Origin of the sequence: Pseudogracilibacillus auburnensis, from assembly GCF_003201975.1 — a bacterium.
GTDB classification, from domain to species: Bacteria; Bacillota; Bacilli; order Bacillales; family Amphibacillaceae; genus Pseudogracilibacillus; species Pseudogracilibacillus auburnensis.
Genome location: NZ_QJJQ01000003.1, coordinates 1 through 20,541, shown reverse-complemented (window position 1 = coordinate 20,541; position 20,541 = coordinate 1). Strand labels below are relative to the sequence as shown.

General features: G+C 35.6%; 19 protein-coding genes. 3 read left to right on the top strand and 16 right to left on the bottom strand.

The genetic code is table 11. The features are described 5' to 3' along the window. Positions 1-2: 2 nt before the first annotated feature. From DFR56_RS05060 to DFR56_RS05020, 9 genes are all read right to left on the bottom strand, one after another. Positions 3-1,472 carry a UDP-N-acetylmuramoyl-L-alanyl-D-glutamate--2,6-diaminopimelate ligase gene (locus DFR56_RS05060; protein WP_110394359.1) on the bottom strand — a complete coding sequence of 490 codons (1,470 nt, stop codon included), beginning with the start codon at positions 1,470-1,472 and terminating at the stop codon, positions 3-5. A 359-nt stretch (positions 1,473-1,831) separates the two neighbouring features. After that, the gene (locus DFR56_RS05055; RefSeq protein WP_110394358.1) at positions 1,832-3,775 is read right to left on the bottom strand and encodes a stage V sporulation protein D; all 1,944 of its coding nucleotides are present in this window, start codon (positions 3,773-3,775) and stop codon (positions 1,832-1,834) included. Positions 3,776-3,887: 112 nt separating this feature from the next. Then, the gene (locus DFR56_RS05050) at positions 3,888-6,044 is read right to left on the bottom strand and encodes a penicillin-binding protein (RefSeq protein WP_110394357.1); all 2,157 of its coding nucleotides are present in this window, start codon (positions 6,042-6,044) and stop codon (positions 3,888-3,890) included. A 19-nt stretch (positions 6,045-6,063) separates the two neighbouring features. Then, entirely contained in the window at positions 6,064-6,438 is a 375-nt protein-coding gene (gene ftsL / locus DFR56_RS05045) for a cell division protein FtsL (RefSeq protein WP_110394356.1), read from the bottom strand. Then, positions 6,438-7,409, bottom strand: a complete 972-nt coding sequence (gene rsmH / locus DFR56_RS05040) for a 16S rRNA (cytosine(1402)-N(4))-methyltransferase RsmH (RefSeq protein WP_110394355.1) — start codon at positions 7,407-7,409, stop codon at positions 6,438-6,440. Before rsmH ends, ftsL begins: the two co-directional genes overlap by 1 nt. A 19-nt stretch (positions 7,410-7,428) precedes the next feature. Further along, complete coding sequence (mraZ, locus tag DFR56_RS05035) at positions 7,429-7,860, bottom strand: division/cell wall cluster transcriptional repressor MraZ (protein WP_110394671.1); 432 nt, start codon at positions 7,858-7,860, stop codon at positions 7,429-7,431. Between the two features lie 185 nt (positions 7,861-8,045). After that, positions 8,046-9,671, bottom strand: a complete 1,626-nt coding sequence (gene bshC / locus DFR56_RS05030) for a bacillithiol biosynthesis cysteine-adding enzyme BshC (RefSeq protein WP_110394354.1) — start codon at positions 9,669-9,671, stop codon at positions 8,046-8,048. A gap of 74 nt (positions 9,672-9,745) precedes the next feature. Beyond that, positions 9,746-10,141 (bottom strand): DUF3397 family protein, encoded by a 396-nt coding sequence (locus DFR56_RS05025; protein ID WP_110394353.1) that lies wholly within the window; start codon positions 10,139-10,141, stop codon positions 9,746-9,748. 4 nt (positions 10,142-10,145) lie between these two features. Further along, positions 10,146-11,027: a ketopantoate reductase family protein gene (locus tag DFR56_RS05020; protein ID WP_110394352.1), complete on the bottom strand. Its 882-nt coding sequence runs from the start codon at positions 11,025-11,027 to the stop codon at positions 10,146-10,148. A 907-nt stretch (positions 11,028-11,934) separates the two neighbouring features. On the opposite strand from DFR56_RS05020, the gene DFR56_RS05015 reads away from it, so the two are divergent. After that, entirely contained in the window at positions 11,935-12,468 is a 534-nt protein-coding gene (locus DFR56_RS05015) for an N-acetyltransferase (protein WP_110394351.1), read from the top strand. 33 nt (positions 12,469-12,501) lie between these two features. On the opposite strand, the gene DFR56_RS05010 is transcribed toward DFR56_RS05015, so the two are convergent. From DFR56_RS05010 to DFR56_RS04995, 4 genes are all read right to left on the bottom strand, one after another. Further along, entirely contained in the window at positions 12,502-12,972 is a 471-nt protein-coding gene (locus DFR56_RS05010) for an RsfA family transcriptional regulator (RefSeq protein ID WP_110394350.1), read from the bottom strand. Between the two features lie 80 nt (positions 12,973-13,052). Beyond that, a complete protein-coding gene (locus DFR56_RS05005) occupies positions 13,053-13,805 on the bottom strand; it encodes an enoyl-CoA hydratase/isomerase family protein (protein WP_110394349.1) in 753 nt (250 codons plus the stop codon). A 145-nt stretch (positions 13,806-13,950) separates the two neighbouring features. Continuing rightward, positions 13,951-14,124, bottom strand: a complete 174-nt coding sequence (gene rpmF / locus DFR56_RS05000; protein ID WP_110394348.1) for a 50S ribosomal protein L32 — start codon at positions 14,122-14,124, stop codon at positions 13,951-13,953. 100 nt (positions 14,125-14,224) lie between these two features. Beyond that, complete coding sequence (locus tag DFR56_RS04995) at positions 14,225-14,764, bottom strand: YceD family protein (RefSeq protein WP_110394347.1); 540 nt, start codon at positions 14,762-14,764, stop codon at positions 14,225-14,227. Positions 14,765-14,898: 134 nt separating this feature from the next. On the opposite strand from DFR56_RS04995, the gene DFR56_RS04990 reads away from it, so the two are divergent. Further along, positions 14,899-16,101 (top strand): nucleotidyltransferase, encoded by a 1,203-nt coding sequence (locus DFR56_RS04990; RefSeq protein ID WP_110394346.1) that lies wholly within the window; start codon positions 14,899-14,901, stop codon positions 16,099-16,101. Here the strand turns inward: DFR56_RS04990 and DFR56_RS04985 are convergent. Continuing rightward, positions 16,094-17,116: a SepM family pheromone-processing serine protease gene (locus DFR56_RS04985; RefSeq protein WP_110394670.1), complete on the bottom strand. Its 1,023-nt coding sequence runs from the start codon at positions 17,114-17,116 to the stop codon at positions 16,094-16,096. The genes DFR56_RS04990 and DFR56_RS04985 overlap by 8 nt on opposite strands. A gap of 130 nt (positions 17,117-17,246) precedes the next feature. Here DFR56_RS04985 and ylbJ point away from each other — a divergent pair, with 130 nt between their 5' ends. Then, entirely contained in the window at positions 17,247-18,449 is a 1,203-nt protein-coding gene (gene ylbJ, locus DFR56_RS04980) for a sporulation integral membrane protein YlbJ (RefSeq protein ID WP_110394345.1), read from the top strand. Between the two features lie 485 nt (positions 18,450-18,934). Here ylbJ and coaD read toward each other — a convergent pair whose 3' ends face one another. Both coaD and rsmD read right to left on the bottom strand, forming a co-directional pair. After that, on the bottom strand, positions 18,935-19,417 hold the full coding sequence (gene coaD, locus DFR56_RS04975; protein ID WP_110394344.1) for a pantetheine-phosphate adenylyltransferase: 483 nt from the start codon (positions 19,415-19,417) through the stop codon (positions 18,935-18,937). A gap of 33 nt (positions 19,418-19,450) precedes the next feature. Further along, the gene (gene rsmD / locus DFR56_RS04970) at positions 19,451-20,005 is read right to left on the bottom strand and encodes a 16S rRNA (guanine(966)-N(2))-methyltransferase RsmD (protein ID WP_110394343.1); all 555 of its coding nucleotides are present in this window, start codon (positions 20,003-20,005) and stop codon (positions 19,451-19,453) included. Positions 20,006-20,541: the final 536 nt, after the last annotated feature.

The window sequence follows — 20,541 nt, the reverse complement described above, 5'->3', positions numbered from 1 at the left end:
ACTCAATATCCCTTCTGTTTAATCGCTTCTTTTGCAATGACACGATCATCAAAATCATATCTTATCCCATTAATTTCTTGATATGTTTCATGACCTTTACCTGCTATTAAAATAATATCTCCATCATTAGCAAGTTGAACGGCATGATGAATCGCTTCTTTACGGTTTTCAATTACTTGATAATTTTTTGCTGTTAGTCCAGAAGTCATATCATTTAAGATCGCTAATGGCTCTTCTGTTCGCGGGTTATCCGATGTAAAAATAGCTACATCACTATATTTAGTCGCAACATTTGCCATGAGTGGACGTTTCGTACGATCACGATCTCCTCCAGTACCGACGACAACATATACTTTCTGTTCTGCAAACTCTTTAATCGTTTGGAGCACGTTTTCTAATGAATCTGGTGTATGTGCATAGTCAACGATCACAGCAAATTTTTGCCCTACTGTTACTTGCTCAAAGCGGCCATCAACACCTGCAATAGTTTCTAACGCCTCTTTTATTGTTTTTAGTGGTACTTTTAGTAAGATAGCAACTGAAACGGCAGCTAATATATTATAAATATTAAATGTGCCGATTAATTGACTCGTAATGTTCGTTTCTCCAATTGGTGTTTCTAAAGTAAAAGTTGTACTTTTTAGATGGTAGTGAATATTTGTTGCCATCACATCTGCTTTTTCGTTTACACCATACGTTACAATAGGCTGTGCAGTACTTTTTTTAATATATTCACTGTTAGGATCATCTATATTTAGTACGGCATATTTCTTTTTATCCTCATATCTATTTCCAAGCCCAGTAAAAAGCAATGTTTTAGCTCGTAAATAATCGTCCATATCTTGATGATAATCTAAATGGTCTTGTGATAGGTTCGTAAATACCGCAATATCGAAGTCACATCCATAGACACGACCTAAGTCAAGCGCATGAGAAGATACTTCCATCATAGCAATATCCACTTTTTCTTCTACCATTTGATTAAAAAGTCGTTGTAAATGAAGTGCATCAGGTGTTGTATTTTTTATGTCATATGTATCATGACCAATTTTCACTTGAATCGTACCAATAAGACCGGTTTTTTTGTTATGTTTTTGACATATTTCTTCTAGCAAATATGTAGTTGTCGTTTTTCCATTCGTCCCAGTGATACCAATCAGTGGAATTTGATTCGTTGGATATTGATAATATTTTGTAGCAAGTAAAGCGAGTGCCCTCGTCGTATCAGGCACTATAATGATTATTGCACCTGATACGTCTAACTCCTTTTCTGCAATAATGACATTGGCGCCATTGTCAATCGCCTGCTGAGCAAAACGATGTCCATCGACTGTAAAACCTTTTATACAAACAAAAATATCCCCCGCTTTAATATCACGGTGATCCATTTTCATTCCATTTACCTGTATATTTTCGACTGATTGTTTTGTTTTATAAAATGGTAAGGCGAAAAGAATTTCTTCAAGTTGCATCATTAAAATCCTTTCTTATCAATTGAATTTGGCTCTTTTCGTATAGATTATTATTTACGTAGTCCGCGACCAAAGGCGTTGCGTTGCCTAACCGCCCTGCTTAACTCCGGTGTCTTTCAGCATACATAGGATGTATTGGTGCACTTTTTACGGTGGGACGAGTATGCACGTCTCAGGTCGCAGCGAACTTAGTTTCCATTCCTTAAAGACTAGCTCTCGCGGGAGTCTACGGTATTCACGTCGCTTTAGTACATGTAATTAAGCCTTCATTAAAAAGCACAATCTATGAGAAGACAGCCTTCATCTTTATTATTTTCTCAAACTAATTTTAACAATAACCCTATTTATTATAGCAGATATTAATTATTTTCACGATCAATTTTATTAGATAAATAGATTCTTATGGTTGCACCTTCATCCATTTTAATTCCTGCTTCGGGTGACTGGTCAATGATATAATCGCCATCGCCATGTACTTCAATATCAAAATTAGACATATCATGTAAAAGATCTTCTCTTGTTAGACCGATTAAATCAGGTACTTCCACTTTCGGTTGGTCTGGCCATGTATATTTCTTATCTAAACCGTCTTTACGGATCGGAACATTCATTACCCTAAGGCTATCTTCAATCATTGTACCTACAATAGGGGCAGCTACAACCCCGCCAAATTGGACCGTGTTTTTAGGATTATCAATCGCGACAAGGACGACGATTTGTGGGTCATCGGCAGGAGCAAATCCGATAAAAGAAACAACATGATTATTCGCCATATACCTGCCATCTGGTCCTACCTTTTGCGCTGTTCCGGTTTTGCCACCAACTCGATACCCGTCTACATAAGCAGGTCTTCCTGTTCCGTTTGCTACAACACTTTCAAGTGCTTCACGCATTTGCTTAGATGTTGATTCAGATATTACTCGTTCTTTTAAGTTCGGTTCAATTTGTTCGACGACTTCATTTGTCAATGGGTCAATCCATTCTTTTGCAATATATGGTTCATATAAATACCCTCCATTGATCGTTGCAGCAACTGCCATCACTTGTTGAATTGGTGTAACAGAGACCCCTTGGCCAAAAGAAGTAGTAGCAAGTTCAACTGGTCCAACTTGTTCAGGCTTAAATAATATACCTGACCCTTCCCCTTGCAAATCAATCCCTGTTTTAGAGCCAAAACCAAATTTACGAATATAGGGAAATAATTTTTTATCTCCTAATTTTTGTCCGATATGAACAAATCCCGGGTTACATGAATTTTCCACGACTTCCAACATCGTTTGACTTCCATGTCCCCCTGCTTTCCAACATCTCAGTTTAGCGCCACCGACCTTTATGTATCCTGGATCAAAAAACGTATCATTTTTTAAGTCGATTTGCTTTTCTTCCAATGCGGCTGCTAACGTAATAATTTTAAATGTAGAACCAGGTTCAAACGTACTCCAAATAGGTAGATTACGGTCAAAAATATGTGCATCCACTTTTTTATATTTATCTGGGTGAAAATTCGGACGAGAAGACATCGCTAACACACCGCCAGTTTTCGGGTCGACTGCTATTGCGATTGCCCCATCAGGATTATATTTAATTTGAGCTAAATTAAGTTCTCTTTCCATTATTGTTTGTATATTTAAATCGATTGTCGTTTTTAAATGTAATCCGTCTTTTGGAGGGATATAAACATTAGAGGAATCCGTTATTTTTTTACCCTTTGCATCAGAGTAATAAGAAAGACTTCCATTTGTTCCTTTTAACTTTTCATCATACTCCATTTCAAGTCCCATCAGTCCTTGATTATCAATTCCTGTGAAGCCAAGGACATGGGATAGGTAATCATCATATGGATAAAATCGTTTAGAATCTTTCGCTAAATAAACACCATTCAAATTTAATTCCACTAATTGTTCTTCTTGTTCTTTTGTTATTTTTCTTCCCTTTGGATGGATGCGAACACTAGAAGCATTTTTTGTTACATACTCATATGCATCTTTTACTGGCATTTGTAATATACTCGCTAAATGTTCCGAAACTTGCTGTTTATCATTAATTTGTCTCGGGATAACGATAACAGAAGGGGCCGAGATGTTTTCGGTTAATGGATTCCCATGAACATCTAATATATTTCCACGATCAGCTTGGAAAGTAATGTCGCGAAGCCATGACTCCGTAGCTTTTTCTGTAATATCTTGTCCAATAACGAATTGTACATATCCCAATCTACCAATAATGACGGTAATGACAAAAGCAAATAATGATAATGCGATGATCATTCTTTTTTTAATCACAATAGTCGATACATGCTTCATTAAAATACTCCCCTTACATAATAAGCTTGTATCTACTATATGATTTTCAAAAAATGAATAGAACGGTAATCCCTATCTTATGATGAAAGCCGATAGAGTTACCGTCCCATAATTATGGTGTGGAAGTTAGTTCAACCGATAATTTCATGTTTTTATCTAGCTTTGTACCTTCTTTAATCGATTGCTTTTTCACAAACCCATTGCCTTTTACTTCAACTTCTATTTCTAGCATATCCGCTAAACTTAGTATATCACGTCCTGACCATCCTTTTACATTCGGCATTTCTGGTTTATCAGTCAAAACGATAATTCGTTGATTAGAAGAAATCGTGCTCCCTTCCTCTATGTTTGCACTAACCACTTTTTTTCCTTTTCCTATGACTGTATAGTCCGTACCAATTTCTTTTAACAGTTTCTCAGTAGAAGCAATATCTTTATCGATAATGGCTGGGAACTGAATCGTCTCTATTTGCTGAATTGACTTTTCTTTATCCGGTTCAATATTTAAATAATGTAACCCATTTTCCATTACGTTTTTAAAAATAAACGCAACGGGAGTTGATCCTGATTCTGTCGATTTCAATTTTGGTTGTTTTACCGAAACGTGCATCATTAATTGTGGATCATCTTTAGGGGCCATTCCTAAAAATGAAAACACATTATTTTCTCTGCCTTGCATATAACCGCCCCCTTTAGGGTTTGGTATTTGCGCTGTTCCCGTTTTACCGATAACTGAATAGTCATCCAATCGATACGGTTTTCCTGTACCATTCTCTCCGTTCACGACTGAATCTAAAAGTTCTATCATCTGTTTAGCTGTATCTTCAGAAATGGGCTCACCAACTATTTTCGGTTCATTTTCCTCTATAACGGAGCCATCTGCGCTGTTTTCAATTTTTTTGATGACATAAGGTTGCACCATTTTCCCGTTATTAGCGATAGCTGAAGCGGCTTTTAACTGTTGAATCGGTGTTACTGTACTACTTTGCCCAAAAGCCGTTCGTAATTTATCTGAAGGCCAGTCAAAAGAAATTTGCCCTGAAACTTCATTAGGTAAATCAATATCTGTCTTTTCATCAAAGCCAAACTCTATTAAATAATCTAGATACGTGTCCGTTCCGAGTTTTTCCCAAACAAGTTTTGATGCGGCAACGTTCGATGAACGGCGAAAGCCTTCATCATATGTAATGGATCCCCAACCCGCACCCTTATTATGATCATTGATCGGATCAATTTTTTTATTGACGACATATTTACCTGATTGGAAGTATTCATCCCCCTTATACACTCCTTCTTCGATAGCAGCAGCCCAAGTAAATATCTTTGCGGTTGACCCTGGTTCGAATGGAGTCGAAATGACGTCGTTATACCAATTTTCCACATTATCAGGATTATTAGGGTTAAAGCTTGGACGATTACTCATCGCAATAATTTCACCCGTTTTAGGATTCATGACTACTGCGGTAATTCGTTCTGGTTCGTATTTATCGTCTACTTGGGAAAGAACATCCTCTAACAAGGTTTGTATTTTTTGATCGGTTGTTAAATAAATGTTATTTCCGTCTTCTGGTTTTTGAATCACTTCATTTGGGTTTAATAATTTTTTATCATATTTGTCTCGTTGATATTGAATATATCCGTCTGTTCCACTTAATAATTCGTTTCTTTCCTTTTCAATTCCAGAGATCCCGATTTGTTCCTCCGTATCCTCGTCATTACGGGCAAACCCTAAGATATGGGAGGCAAACATTCCATTCGGGTAATAGCGAATCGAATCCTCAATAAAGTTTATTCCTGGAAGTTGTAAGTCCTTAATTTCTTCCATTTTTTGTTGAGATAAATTTTTCCCATTCCTGCCAAACTCCACTTGGAATTTTTCTTGTTCTATCCCTTTCTCTAAAACATCTAATATTTCTTTCGGCTTCATCTTAATCAGGGGTGCTAATTTTTCAGCTGTATCTTCTACATCTATTACGTGTTTGGGACTCTTCTGATTTTTGGAATATTCGGGATTAAGAATGGCGTATACTCGATACGTTGGTCGATTATACGCTAAGGTCATTCCATTATGATCATAAATTTCTCCTCGTTCTGCATGTAAAACGATGGTTGTTTCCCGCTTTTCATTTGCCCATTCAATTAATGAAACATCATTTGTTTCACCAGTAGCTTGAATATAAATAAACCTGCCTGATAAGACTAAAAAAAGCGCTAGAAAAATAATCATTAAGAAACTTGCTATTATGTTCGTCTTTTTATTTTTTTTCATCCCAACCATCCTGACTAACTTAATCGTTTGAGTGAATTGCCCGTTTTACTTTTGTATCTTGAATTTTCAACCCATTTTCTTTCGCAATTTTCGTAATTCGCTCTGGTTTACTAAGTTCGCTCACTTCAAACATTAAGCTTTCATTCTCAAGTTTCTTCTGTTGCACTTGTTGTTCCATGTTTTGTAAATTACGATTTAACGTGTCTGTTGTGGATGAGAAAGAAACAATATATAAGCCTACCATAATTAATATCAAACTAAAAAAAGCATAAATCATTTTCTCGCCTTTTGTTAACCAGCTATTTTTCCTTACCTTTACGACAATCTTTTTTTGTTGTTGCCTTTCAGGTTGTACATTGTCTCGTTGCCAGTTCCTCGCTTGATTAGTATTCATTATCTTCTCCATCCTTCCTCATACGTAAATTCGTTATTCCATTCTTTAACTTTTTCTACTACTCGTAATTTTGCTGATCGCGCTCGTCGATTATATGCTATCTCTTGTTTTGATGGGATGATTGGCTTTTTTGTAATCCGCCTAAATGGTGCTTCAAATTCTTTCGGAATGATCGGTAAACCCCTCGGAACTTGTTTTTCAGTGCTCCATTTTTGGAAAGCTAGTTTACATAATCGATCCTCTAGTGAGTGAAATGTGATAACAGCAATTCGACCACCTGTTGCGATTATTTCTGCTGCTTGATGTAATGCATCATTGAAACTCTTAAGTTCATCATTAACTGTAATTCGTAATGCTTGAAAGACACGCTTAGCAGGATGGCCGCCTGTTCTCCTTGCTGGCGCTGGAATTGCTTCCTTAATTATTTCTACTAAGTCATGTGTCGTTTCAATTTCCGCTATTTTCCGTTTCGCTTCAATATTTCTAGCAATTTGCTTGGAAAACTTTTCTTCCCCATATGTAAAAAATATTTTCACTAATTGTTCATATGACCATGTGTTGACAATGTCATAGGCTGTTAGTGACTCTCTTTGATCCATTCGCATATCAAGCTTTGCATCATGGTTATAACTAAACCCGCGTTCCCCTTGATCTAGTTGCGGAGAAGATACACCTAGATCAAATAAAATTCCATCTATTTTTGTAATATTTCTTTTCTTTAGCTCTTGCTTTAAATGACGAAAATTTGCATGTATTAAGATGGAGTGAAATGGTTGTAATTGATCCTTTGCAGACTCGATTGCTTCTATATCTTGATCAAATCCGATTAGTAATCCATCTTCATTTAAATGGGATGCAATTTTTTTCGCATGCCCTGCCCGTCCTAATGTACAGTCGACATATACTCCGTCTTCTTTTATGGCAAGACTTTCGATTACTTCTTCTCTTAAAACACTCTCATGTTCCTTCATTAACATTGCCCACCTACTTTTAAATATCAAAGTCCATTAAATTCTCTGCTATTTCTGCAAAAGACTCTTCTGATTGTGTAAAATAATCTTCCCAAATTTCTTTAGACCATACTTCAACTCGGCTAGATACTCCGATAACGACACATTCTTTTTCTAAATTGGAATACGTTCGTAATGTTTGTGGGATGTTAATTCTTCCTTGTTTATCGACCTCGCATTCTACCGCGCCTGAAAAGAAGAAGCGGGTAAAGCTGCGGGCGTCTTTTTTGGTAAGTGGTAGCTTTTTAAGCTTTTCTTCCAGCAATCTCCATTCATCCATTGGATAAGCAAATAAACATTTATCAAGACCCCGTGTTAAAACAAAGCTTTCTCCAAGCCCTTCACGGAATTTTGACGGGACAATCATTCTTCCTTTTACATCTATATTATGCTGATATTCCCCCATAAACATGTTCATTCACCACTTCCATGTTATTATATTACCACATTCCCCCACAATCCTCCACTTGTTTTTCATGGAAAAATTTACTTTTTATAAAAATGATTCTTTTTACCTAATTAAATGACATAAAAATACCTTTTCTAGTATCTTTTATTTACTAATACTAGAAAAGGTATGATTCGTTCCCAATATTCTCATGTAAAGAAAATGACATAATGGTTATTTTGTAACGATAGATTCGGTATTTGAATAACATTTTTTATGAAATCAAAACCATTTTCATTGACAAATGGAAGTGGACTCCACATTCGTTCTTGTAAAACTTGGTTTGGTCTTAAGGCATGATTAATTTCATCGAACTGCCCCAGTTGGCGTTCATATTTATCAGATAGCTTTCTCCATGCTTTTTGCTCCAAATAGGTAATATGTTCATGTAAGTATTCCAAGTTTTTCTGAGCTTCATCACTAAAGTCTGCACTTATTGTTTGAGCTAAGTGCCTTAAAGGACGATGAACTTCGGTTATACTCTGTTTTACTTCGCTAAAAAGCTGTTGAACAGGTGGGGTTTGCTGCGACATTAACCAGTTCACTTTTACATCTTCTATTCCATCGTTAATGACATCTTCTAGTTCGATGACACGTGTTTCCAATAACTTTTCTATTCTACTCGTAATAAATGTAAATGATAAGCGTGGAACGACAGGCGGCATATTCAGATCAAAGAGTTGAAAAGCATTTCTTAATGCAGCCCAATAAGCTATTTCTCCATCCCCTCCCACAAATGCTAAGGAGGGGAAAAGTAACTCTTGCATAATTGGTCTTGTAACGACATTATTACTTAACCGTGTCGGGTAGTATTCTGCAATTTCCATCATTTGTTCTGTTGTTAAATCAACTTCATCATTTTTCCCAACCCAAATTTCTTCAAGACGCTTTAGTAAAATTCGTTCATTATTTTCATCGTGATAAAAAAGATTCGCATCATCTTCTTCCACTTCTAATGGAATACTGTATCCTTTTTGCTGTAACGTTTGAACAGTATCATAAATTGACTTTGCCAGTAATTTTTGCTTTTGAATAAATTGTTTAAAATAACTACTTTCAAAGTTGCGGATAAGTGGATGAGCTGAATCGATTAAAACGACACCTTCGTCTGGGAATAGCTGATAAATGAGCCTTGCAAAAAAATCAACATAGCTGTTTGATTGTTCTAAACAAGAGACAATTTGATCAAATATCGTTTTTGAAAAAGTTGTTTCTTTCAAGTCGCGAAACGCTCGTTCCACCCAAACGAATGTTTTCTCTTTATCTATTTCAAGATGTGATATTGACTTTTTCGACATTACCGCTTGTTTCGTCGTATGTTTATATATTTTTTGATCTTTTAATGAAAAAATATGATTTATTTCATCAAAATCATGGTCTTCACCGGCAATCCAAAAGACGGGAATGACTGGAATTTGTAACTTATTTTCTTGTTCTTTTGCCAATTTTATAATTGAAATAATTTTGTTTAATGTATACATTGGTCCCGTTAATAATCCCGCTTGTTGACCACCAATAATAACAACACTATTTTCGTCTTTTAACCGATCTATTTGTTGTAAGGTGGATGAAGGTGCATCCCAACCGTTATTCATTTCAAGTAAAATACTCGTTAACTTTCCCCGATTAAATGTCCGATTCTTTAAATCTGTTACTCGTTTATCAAAGTCTTCAAATGGGTGATAATGAAAAAAATCTTTAATTTGTTCTTTTTGTGCTCGATAATCATTTATTAATTGATTTGAGTTTTGTAATTGGATAGGCTTGATCCGCATTGATTCAGAAACTCCTTTACCTTTTATCTCCCATTATTGTACTCGAAACAAAGTATCATTTCATGTAATCTGTTTCAATTTGCATAATTTATATAAATGAGTTGAAATAATTCATATGAGATAAGTACCATATATGTTACTGCAAATAGTAAAAAACAAATTCTCCATAAAACCCTTAAACCATTTAATAAAATAACCTCCGTATTATTTTTCCATTGAATAATTAAAATGACTGCTAAAGTGACAATAAGTCCGATTAAAATATAACCGATAATATTTTGTTCAATAAGCTTTTCTAATAAAATTGTTACAGCAATAATATAAAAAACAGCTGTCCATTGAACCGATAAATGGATTGCTTTCCAACGATGCTTAAAAATAAAAAAGCTTATTTGATACAAGGTAAGTGTTGCAATTAATGGCATAATAATAAAGATAAATGGTAAATTATGTATGATTTCTTCTTTCATCTATCTATTTCTCCTTCTTTTGTTCCAAAGCTAATATAGCATGATATGCAAACGATGTATACGGGAGCTCTTCATTCGTTTGATGTAAAATATAACCAGATATTGCTTCGATTTCGGTAGGGCGCTTGTGGATTAAATCTGCTCGCATCGAAGAAATGTTTTCCCTTGTTATTGTAGCAGTAGTTAAAACTTTTTCCCACGCAATTTTTTGATCTAGTTGTAAAACGGCCGCTGCTTCATTACAAATCATTTTTGCTAAAAAATGAAGATGATTATTCGTAATAATTGACCCATTAGGCACATCAAAAAGAGCAGTTAATGGATTAATAACCGCATTGATGATTAACTTATTTTTTAATAATACGTTCCAATTATTAGCGTGAGCAAATGGGAAATGGTTGTCGTTTAATTGATTCAGCATAGAGCGCAATTGCTTTTCATCGCCAGTAACAGATGAAAGCGTGATTTCCCCTTGTCCTAAATGGTTAACCGTGTAATCATTCTCACGATGGGCGCCATGTGAAACGACGCCAACATAGGAAGGATTGGGTAGCTCTTCTAGATATTTAATATGTCCCATTCCGTTCTGTAAAAAAATTAGTGGAGTCGCCTTATTTATTTTTGCAAAGTGAGAAATAACTTGCTCAATCTCCGGTTGTTTCACACAAACGAATATACAATCCTTCTGTTGTAATTCGGTTATCCGTCTTGTTGACACTTCGGCAGTCTTTTCTTTGACCGATCCTTTTAATAAACGAATAGCGTTTAATTCGATTTGTTTTTGTTGTGCTTTTCGATTTACATACAATGTAATCTTATGTTTGTCTGCTAAATAACTAGTTAATAATAATCCGATGGAACCTCCGCCAATAACACCTATCTCCATCTATTCCACCTCCATTTAGACAATATTGCTTAACTTTTGCTCCATGAATATGAGTTTACGTGTTCCGTATAGTTAAGATCAGTATGCTACTAATGATTTCCTTGACTACTCATTTATAAAGCCCTTTGTAACACATTGGGGCTACAAGCTGCGAATACGTATCATTCTAAAAATAGTTTGTTGTTACATATATAAGATAAATTGCGCAGTAACTGCTAGGTTGTTTTCCTCTACGGACCATTGCTTTCCGTGGGCACGGCCTCAGCCTCCTCGAGAAAACCACTCTGCGGGGTCTTCGGACACGCGCTTTTCCCACAGGAGTCAATGGTCCTTCGCTCCAAACAACCACCAGAATAGTGAAAACAAATGTCTCGTACTATTAACACATCCCAGCGAAGGAAATACACAGAAACTCCTATTGGATAGCAAGGAGACCACTGCAAAGTGATTATCGGAAAAATAATGATTAAGCACATTTATAGCAGCCTGAATATGCGTAGACTCCTGTGGAAGGAAAGGCCTAGATGAGACCCCACAACGAGCAAAGCGAGTGAGGAGGCTCAACAGCCGCCCACGGAAAGCGAAGCATATTCAGGTTGCGGTAGTATACGAATCTATCCCCAATTTTTTTATAACCTTTTCCGTGGCGATGGGCATTCACTATTTCGAAGTTACTGCAAAGTTTCGTTCCACTGTACAATGATGAAGCACTAGGTACTGAATCTATAGCCTACTTCTTGGATCTCGAAACTAAAACAATCGTAACATCTTAGTTATAAATAAATTATATATGTTTGTATAGGAAAATACGATCAGTTTAACATGTTGTGACATTACAATATACATTTATTTATACTATAATAAATAAAAGAGATAAACAATATAGAAGTGGAAAGGAAAGGATCTTATGGCAGGTGTAAAAGTAGAGAGACTTTTAGTCAATTATAAGACTTTAGAGGATTTTAAGCGGTTCCAAGCTTATGGAAATCAAGAATTGTCTATGCTTGAAGATTTACAAAATGAAATTGTTGAAAACGATAGTAAATCACCATTCTATGGGATCTACTATGGAAACAATTTAGTAGCGAGAATGAGTCTTTATGAAAGATCTAAAAAGTATGATCATTACTTCAATCCACCGCAAGATTATTTAGTATTATTCAAACTGGAAGTATTACCAGATTATCGTAAAAAAGGATACGGTAAAATGCTTGTTGATTATGCTAAAAGCTACAATGTACCTATTAAAACGAATCCTATTATTGATTCGCATCATTTTTGGGAACATATGGGTTTTGAAATGGCATCTTATAATTTAGAAAGGGACTTGGGAGAAAATCCTTTCATCTGGATGCCTTCTGGAGTAAAAGAAGCTATTCAGCCTCCACACAATACTTCAGTAAATAATAGCGAAAAAAAAGTGAAAGAAAAACAAAAGTAAATAGGTGATAGATAAAATGAACATTAATAAAAATTAATGTTCATTTTTTTCAATCCAATCCCATATATTTTTCATTTCAGTCCAAGCATCTTGGTATCGTTTAATTTCATTTTCTAAGCGACTGTTTTCGGCTTGTAAATGTTGCAATAACTTCTCCAATTCTTCATTTTTTCCGCTTTGATTTCTTGCTACATGTTCTTTCACTTTTTCCAACATCGATATGGCCGATTCAATCGTATCATGTTCTTCTTTATTAATCGTTGAAACCTTTTCTATTAACGATTGTTTCCGATTGTTTTTCGCCATATTAATCGCTTCTGTGTGCTTCTTTCTAATGGTGGCATTCCATCTAAAACCACAAGCGGCTGCTGTTCGTGACAATGCCTCTCCCGCCTGTTTAAACGCTTCTAGCTGTGTTCTACCATTACGAATATACTTTAGAACGATTTCTGCTAATAAAACATCCTCATCCTTCGTCCACGCATCTTGTCTCGGTCTACTCATGTTTCTCCTCCTAGATCATTTCTATCAATGTATGCAACATTTGCCACTGATAGAATAAAAGGAGTGAAAAGATTTCTATTTTATTTATTAAGGAATTGTTGAACGACTAATTGATGTTCCTCAGACTCCCACAGACTAGCACAACGGCTGGACTCTTTCTCCATTTTTTCCAGTAAAGTTGGTATGGATAATGCTTCTACATATTGACTCTTTAAATATTTCATTTGTTCAATAGACTTTTTACTATATTGATGTACTATTTTTTGTTCATTTGCCCATTCGTTTGTTTGGATGACTTCATGAATCCAACCTTTACGTTGCAAAAAGAGAGCATCATACATTTTCCCTTCTGTTAGCCATTGAAGAGCAAAACTAGTATGCACTTTCTCATATAATAAAGCACCACCACCCCATCCTGGTAAGATGCCTAAATTTGATTGGACAAAGCCGAATCTTGTATTTTCTTTTGCAAATCGGATATCACAAGCTGTTGCAAGTTCACATCCGCCTCCTAATGCATTGCCTTGTAATAAACAAATCGTCGGAACAGGAAATGTGACTAATTTGAATAATACTTCTTTCATCGTGTGGAGTGTTTCATAAGCTTGTTCTTCATTTAATTGCTCATGGAAGTCATTTAAATCGCCGCCTGCACAAAAAGCCTCTGTACCAGCACTCTTGAGAAGAAGAAATTTAATTGGATGATTCTTTATATGATCTAAAAGTGCTGACAATTGCTCAGCCATCTCAACTGAAATTGCATTTCTTTTTTCGGCTCGATTGATAAAAATAGTACCGTAATCATTTTCCTCGTATGTAATTAGTTTACACAAATTGAATCTCCTCTTTTATTCATTCATTTACTATTATCATACCATATTCTAACTGAATACACGCCCAGCATCTATGGTTTAGGTAGTTTTTTAATAAAAATAAAACAGATCACTTTTGTGATCTGCCCTGATTTTACTTATCAAATTAGCTTTCTGCTACTTCTTTTCCATCATAATGTCCACAAGCTTTGCAAACATAGTGAGGTTTTGTTAATTCTCCACAATTTGAACATTCAATTAAACCTGGTACATGTAATTTTTTATGAGTACGACGTTGGTTCGTTACTTTTTTAGAAGTTCTTCTTTTAGGTACTGCCATGACGAACACCTCCTTTTCATAGCGATTTAGCCTTTCGTTGCACTAATGCGGTAAGAAAGTATTGTATCTTTCTTACCTACCAATTAATCGGAAAATCAAATTATTTGTTTGATTTTCCTTCTTCGTCATTATTTAATAATTTTTGTAATTTTGCTAAACGGGGATCGATAGTTTCTTGCTTTTCTTTTTGATGCTCGTCTTCTATATAAAACGCCCATCCCTCACCTTTTTCGAGTCCTTTTTCATCAGAAAATACTCGGTAAGGAGCTTCTAATACAATATTTTCTTTGATATACGGTTTCAAGTCAAGTGTTTCTTCAAAAATTTGATGTACACCATTTTCCTCATCTTCTTCATCGATATGTTCAGAAGTTGTAAAGACTTCCGTCACATTAAAATGAAAAGAATAAGGAACATCTACTAATGTTCGTGCACATGGTAAGATCATCTTTCCGATAATAGAGAATGAGAAGATCAATTCATCTTTATCGACCGTACACATTCCTTTTACTTGAACAGGATCGATATGCTTTATATCATTATTTTTTAATGTTTCTAGTTCCGACACATCAACTATTTGTTCAAAATAAAAAGGCCCATCAAATGATTTATTCTTAATCTCCGCTGTTGAAAATTTCATAAAATATCACCTCTAGGCAACAAGAGTAATTTTAAAAGGAAATTCATTATTTGTCAACCATTTCGCAAAGATGAATTGCATTTTTCCATTTTTTTTTGCTACAATGATACTAATGATAGGATAGGAGTGTTCCAATGAAAGCTTGTGGAGTCATTGTTGAATATAATCCATTTCATAATGGCCATTTATACCATGTGCAAAAAGCGAAAGAGCTGTCAAATGCAAACTGTATGATTGCGATTATGAGTGGTTCCTTCTTACAAAGAGGAGAACCAGCCATTATTGATAAATTTCACCGTACAAAAGCAGCCCTAGCATCTGGTATTGACCTTGTCATCGAACTGCCTTACGCGTATGCGGTCCAAAGTAGTGCGTTTTTTGCAAGTGGTGCTGTTCGCTCTTTACATCATTTAGGTGTATCCTCCATTTGTTTTGGGAGTGAGTCGGGCAATATCGATCAATTTGTACAAGGTATTGTGTTTTTACGACAACATGAAGCGTTATTCGATCAAAAGATTCGCCAATTCTTGAAGGAAGGTTATTCTTTTCCGAAAGCTAGTAGTATGGCATATGAAGCCATCGGCCTAAACGATATCAATTTAATTCAACCGAATAATATTCTTGGCTTTAGTTATGTCAAATCGATCATGGAAGATAACTTACCGATGAAAGCAATGACAATAAAACGAGTACAAAATGATTACCATGATGAGGCAATCTCAAACAAAATTGCCAGTGCAACAAGTATACGTAAAGAAGTAATGGCTTATGGCATATCGGATAAAATAATGAACGCATTACCTAAAGCTAGTTTACACCAATTTGAACAATATAAAAGGAAAGCGACTTTATGGCATCATTGGGAACAATACTTTCCATTCCTTCTCTATAAAGTAATGACGATGAATGCTGCGGAACTTGCCAAAATCCATGGTGTAGATGAAGGTTTAGAGCATCGCTTAAAAAAAACAGCAACGAATGCACTATCTTTTCATGATTGGATCGAAAAGATAAAAACAAAACGTTATACCCAAGTAAGAATCCAAAGGGCATTCGTTCATCTATTAACAAATACGACAAAAAAAGCAATGAAACAGTTTTTACATGCAAAAGAAATACCGTATATTCGTCTTTTAGGCATGAACGAAATTGGACAAGCTTATTTGAATGAACGAAAAAAAGTGCTTGAAATCCCTCTCATCACAAATCTGAATAGAAATACTAGCGAGCTTTTACAGATCGATGAAAGAGCAACAAACGCATATTATTCGATTTTACCAGCTAAACAACGAGTCATGTTAAGAAGACAAGAATTTCAATTACCAATTATTATTTAGGGTCAAGTTTTTCTAAATAAGTTAACGCATCGTCAAAGGAATCAACGGGAACAATCTCCATATCTGTCCCTATTTGTTCGGCAGTTTGTTTCGCAGTAATATAATTGGAGTTTTCACTACCATTTTCATTCGGAGCAAAAAATATTTCGATTCCTTTGCGATCTGCGGCTACGACTTTTTTATCGATGCCCCCTATTCTATGTACGTTGCCGTCAAAATCAATTTCCCCCGTTCCAGCAATATGATATCCTTTTGTAATGTCTTCTGTCATTAATTGGTTATACATTTCAAGTGCAAACATTAAACCTGCACTTGGTCCGCCGATTTTTCCGCTTTTAATTTCCACCTCTGGATGTACGGTTATTTTTTGATCTGTAACTAATTGGATACCGATCCCTACTTTTTCTTTATCATCTGGAAATGTTTGTACTTCAATTGTTTTCGTTCTCTTTTCTCCGTCACGATCAATAACTACTTCAATTGACTCACCTGACTTTTTCTCTTGTACATAATGGACTAATTCATTTGCTTCTTTTATATCTTTTCCATCCACATTGATGATTCTATCGCCCATTTCAATGATACCCTCTGCAGGCATATTTTCCACGACACTCATGACATAAATACCATTAAAGTCAATATGTACTTCTTTATTTGCAGCTTCATAAGCGACTACCATCGAAGAATGCTGTGACCCCTCCATTAGCATTAGTTGATAGTGCATATATTCTTCATCTGTGATTCCCTCTGGTCTAGCTTCTTCAATCGGAACCATTTCATGATATGGCAATATTTTTGCAGCAATATATTGAATTGGTGTCACTTGTCCGCCACTAACTGTTACTAAGTGCAAATCACCTTTACTAGTATAACCATGCTCCACTGCAACGATATCATCTAAATTGTCCGCTTGACCGGGTTTATACACATAATACGGAAGATCATATGTAGCCATAAAAAAAACAAACAGAGTAATGATAAATGTAATTAATATCGTTCTTTTTGATATTCGCATAACGTCACCTTCCGTTTTCATCATCCACACTTCTAAAAATGTATCATAATCAAGTATGGTACATGCGTATAGTTAATAAGACAAGTTTTTATATTGCTGGAATCACTCTACTTCCTGAGGAGGTAATTAATTGAACCAAAAAATAAAATCAATCTTTTTAGCTCTTATTACTTTATTTATTACACTATCTTTAATTGTATTCCCAGAGGAATCACTTCATGCCAGTATCCGTGGACTCCATACTTGGTGGGAAACCGTTTTTCCATCTTTACTACCATTTTTCATCACAGCAGAGCTATTAATTAGCTTTGGTGTTGTTCAATTCCTTGGTGTCCTATTTGAACCGGTAATGCGCCCGTTATTTAATGTCCCAGGAGTCGGCAGCTTTGCATGGATGGTAGGGATGGCAAGCGGTTACCCATCAGGGGCGAAGATCAGTGTCCTATTACGGGAAAAAAACGAAATATCCCGCATCGAAGCGGAAAGACTCGTCTCTTTTTCGAACGCTTCCAGTCCATTATTTATCTTTGGTGCGATCGCAGTCGGTTTTTTTCATCATGCACAACTTGGTTTATTAATAGCCGTTAGTCATTATCTTGGCAATGTTATTGTTGGGATATGCATGCGTTTTTACGGGAGGGACTCGAAAAAAAATTATCAAGATCAATATAATGGTAACTTGCTTGTAAGAGCATTTACAAAAATGCATCGCACACGAATGAAAGATCGCCGTCCATTTGGTCAAATTATTGGCGATTCCGTCATTTCATCCATTCAAACGTTAATTATGATAGGTGGGTTTATTATTTTATTTTCGGTCTTTACAACTTTATTAAATTTATTGAACATTATTGATATCTTTCGCTTGGTACTAACACCTTTTATGTATGTGTTCCACATCCCTAGTGAAATAACCGTCCCTTTATTTACTGGAATATTTGAAATAACGATGGGAGCCGAAATGACCTCAAATCTTGAAGTTCCATTAGTTATTCAACTTGCTGTCGTTAGTTTTATTCTAGGTTTTAATGGTTTTTCTATCCAAGCTCAAGTAGCTAGTATTATCGCTAGAACTGATATAAGGTTTTATCCTTACTTTTTTGCTCGTATTTTACATGCGATCATTGCCACTATTTTAACCATCATTTTGTATAAAAGTTATTTCGAGCAGAAGTTTACTTTAAAGCAAAATTATACACCAGTATTACACCAACATAGTTATTCCTATCACTTACTAGAATATTTTTATCAGATCGGTCCAATTGTTACGATCGTAAGTATTTTTTTAGCTGTTTGTATCTTATTTGCTAGAAAAATTAAAAATTCACGTTAAATTCCTTGTAGGAATGTCTAATAAATTAGCGGAGTCCATTTCATCATTCAATGAAGCAAGGATTACTCCAAACAAGATACATGTAATAAAACTGTTGCTTTCCGCTATAGGTGAACACTTTCCTACGGTCTGCTTGAGCCTCCTTGCCCGCCTTTGCTCACTGTGGAGTCTCTGACGTACAGGACGTGCTAGTGCAAATTTATACGGTGGGACAAGTGATCGCAGTCCTTGATAGTTTTCGACGGGACGAGCGTACGCGCAGTCCCAGGACGTGGCGCACTAAGTCTGCATTCCCTCTCTTGCTTTTCCCATAGGAGTCATCGCCTTTCGCTACAAAGCAACGTATTTAGCATTTTTATTCACGGAAAAGTGAACATAAAGTAAGTGTCATCGTTCGGATAAATCATTTATTATAATTATGCTATTGATGAAATTGACTCAGCTATTTGAAGCCGTATAACAAAACATTTAATATAAAATTGTGATTACTGAAATTTTTCTCTTAAAGCTTCCTCTACGACTTTCGGTACTAAACAGCTAATTTTCCCATTGTATTTGGCAACTTCTTTCACAATACTTGAACTTAAAAAAGAATATTGATTATTCGTCATCATAAAAAATGTTTCGATATGCGGCTCCAACTTTTTATTCATCGATGTAATTTGCATCTCATATTCGAAATCACTTACCGCTCGAAGTCCCCTTAATATTGCATGAGCATTCCGGTTGCTTGCATAATCAACTAATAACCCATCAGATACATCAACGGAAACATTTGGTAGATCTTTCGTTGCTTGCTCAATTAAATGAATCCTTTCTTGTACGGTAAAAAGTGGTGTTTTCGACTGATTGTTAAAAATAGCGACAATTACTTCATCAAAAATTTTGGCACCCCGACTTATAATATCTAAATGACCATTTGTAATTGGATCAAAACTGCCTGGGCAAATTGCTAATTTCTTTTCCACTATGTATTCCCCCTAAGATAGTCCTTACGTTTATTAGATTGCTTGTAGAATCGTAATGCAAGTTGTTGTACTATATTTTTTCTCTGTAACCATTTTAAAATAGTTGTTATTAAATGGTATTTCTTCTTCTGGACGATGTTCGAGATAAATCATACAATTATCATTGGCTAAATGTTGCTTCTCAAGTTCATTAAGTAATTTTCCATAATTCATTTTATCGTAAGGTGGATCTAATAAAATGAGATCGAAGCCAATGTTTCTTTTTCCCATCAACTGGATTGCACGCAAAGCATCATTTCTGTATACTTCACATTGTTGTTCAATTTGCAATAGTTGAATATTTTTATGTATCGTTCGAATTGCACTATTAGTATGATCAACAAAGATTGCCTTGTCCATTCCACGACTAATCGCTTCCATTCCTAATGATCCACTACCAGCAAATAAATCTAAACAAGAACCACCTTCAAAAAAAGGACCAATTCGATGAAAAACGGCTTCTTTAATTTTATCTCCCGTCGGTCTTGTCGATGAACCAGAAACTGCTTTTAAATGTCTACCTTTAAATTTGCCAGCAATGATACGCATGTTGCCACCTCGGATATTTTAGATACTACCTATTTTAGAAAAGAATGAACAATTTATCAATTTTTATCTTTCCAAAGTAAGCTAACTTTGTTTCCTTTTCCTGATAAGTTAGCTTTCGCAGAGGGAATCGACAATAAAACCTTCGAATAGACTGTATCGGGATAAAGATTCAATGCTCAAGTTGACTTGGAAGGAACTACTTATCCTTTCGTTACGTTTGTTTCTCTTAATACGTATTTGAAATAAACTGCGACATAACATTTTAGCCGACCGCTACGGAAATACACTCCGCCTTTTGAGACCACTGAAAAGGTTATAAAAAAATTGGGGATAGATTCGTATACTACCGCATCCTGAATATGCTTCGCTTTCCGCGGGCGGCTGTTGAGCCTCCTCACTCGCTTTGCTCGTTGTGTGGCCTCATCTAGGCCTTTCCTCCCACAGGAGTCTACGCATATTCAGGCTGCTATAAATGTGCTTAATCATTATTTTTCCGATAATCACTTTGCAGTGGTCTCCTTGCTATCCAATAGGAA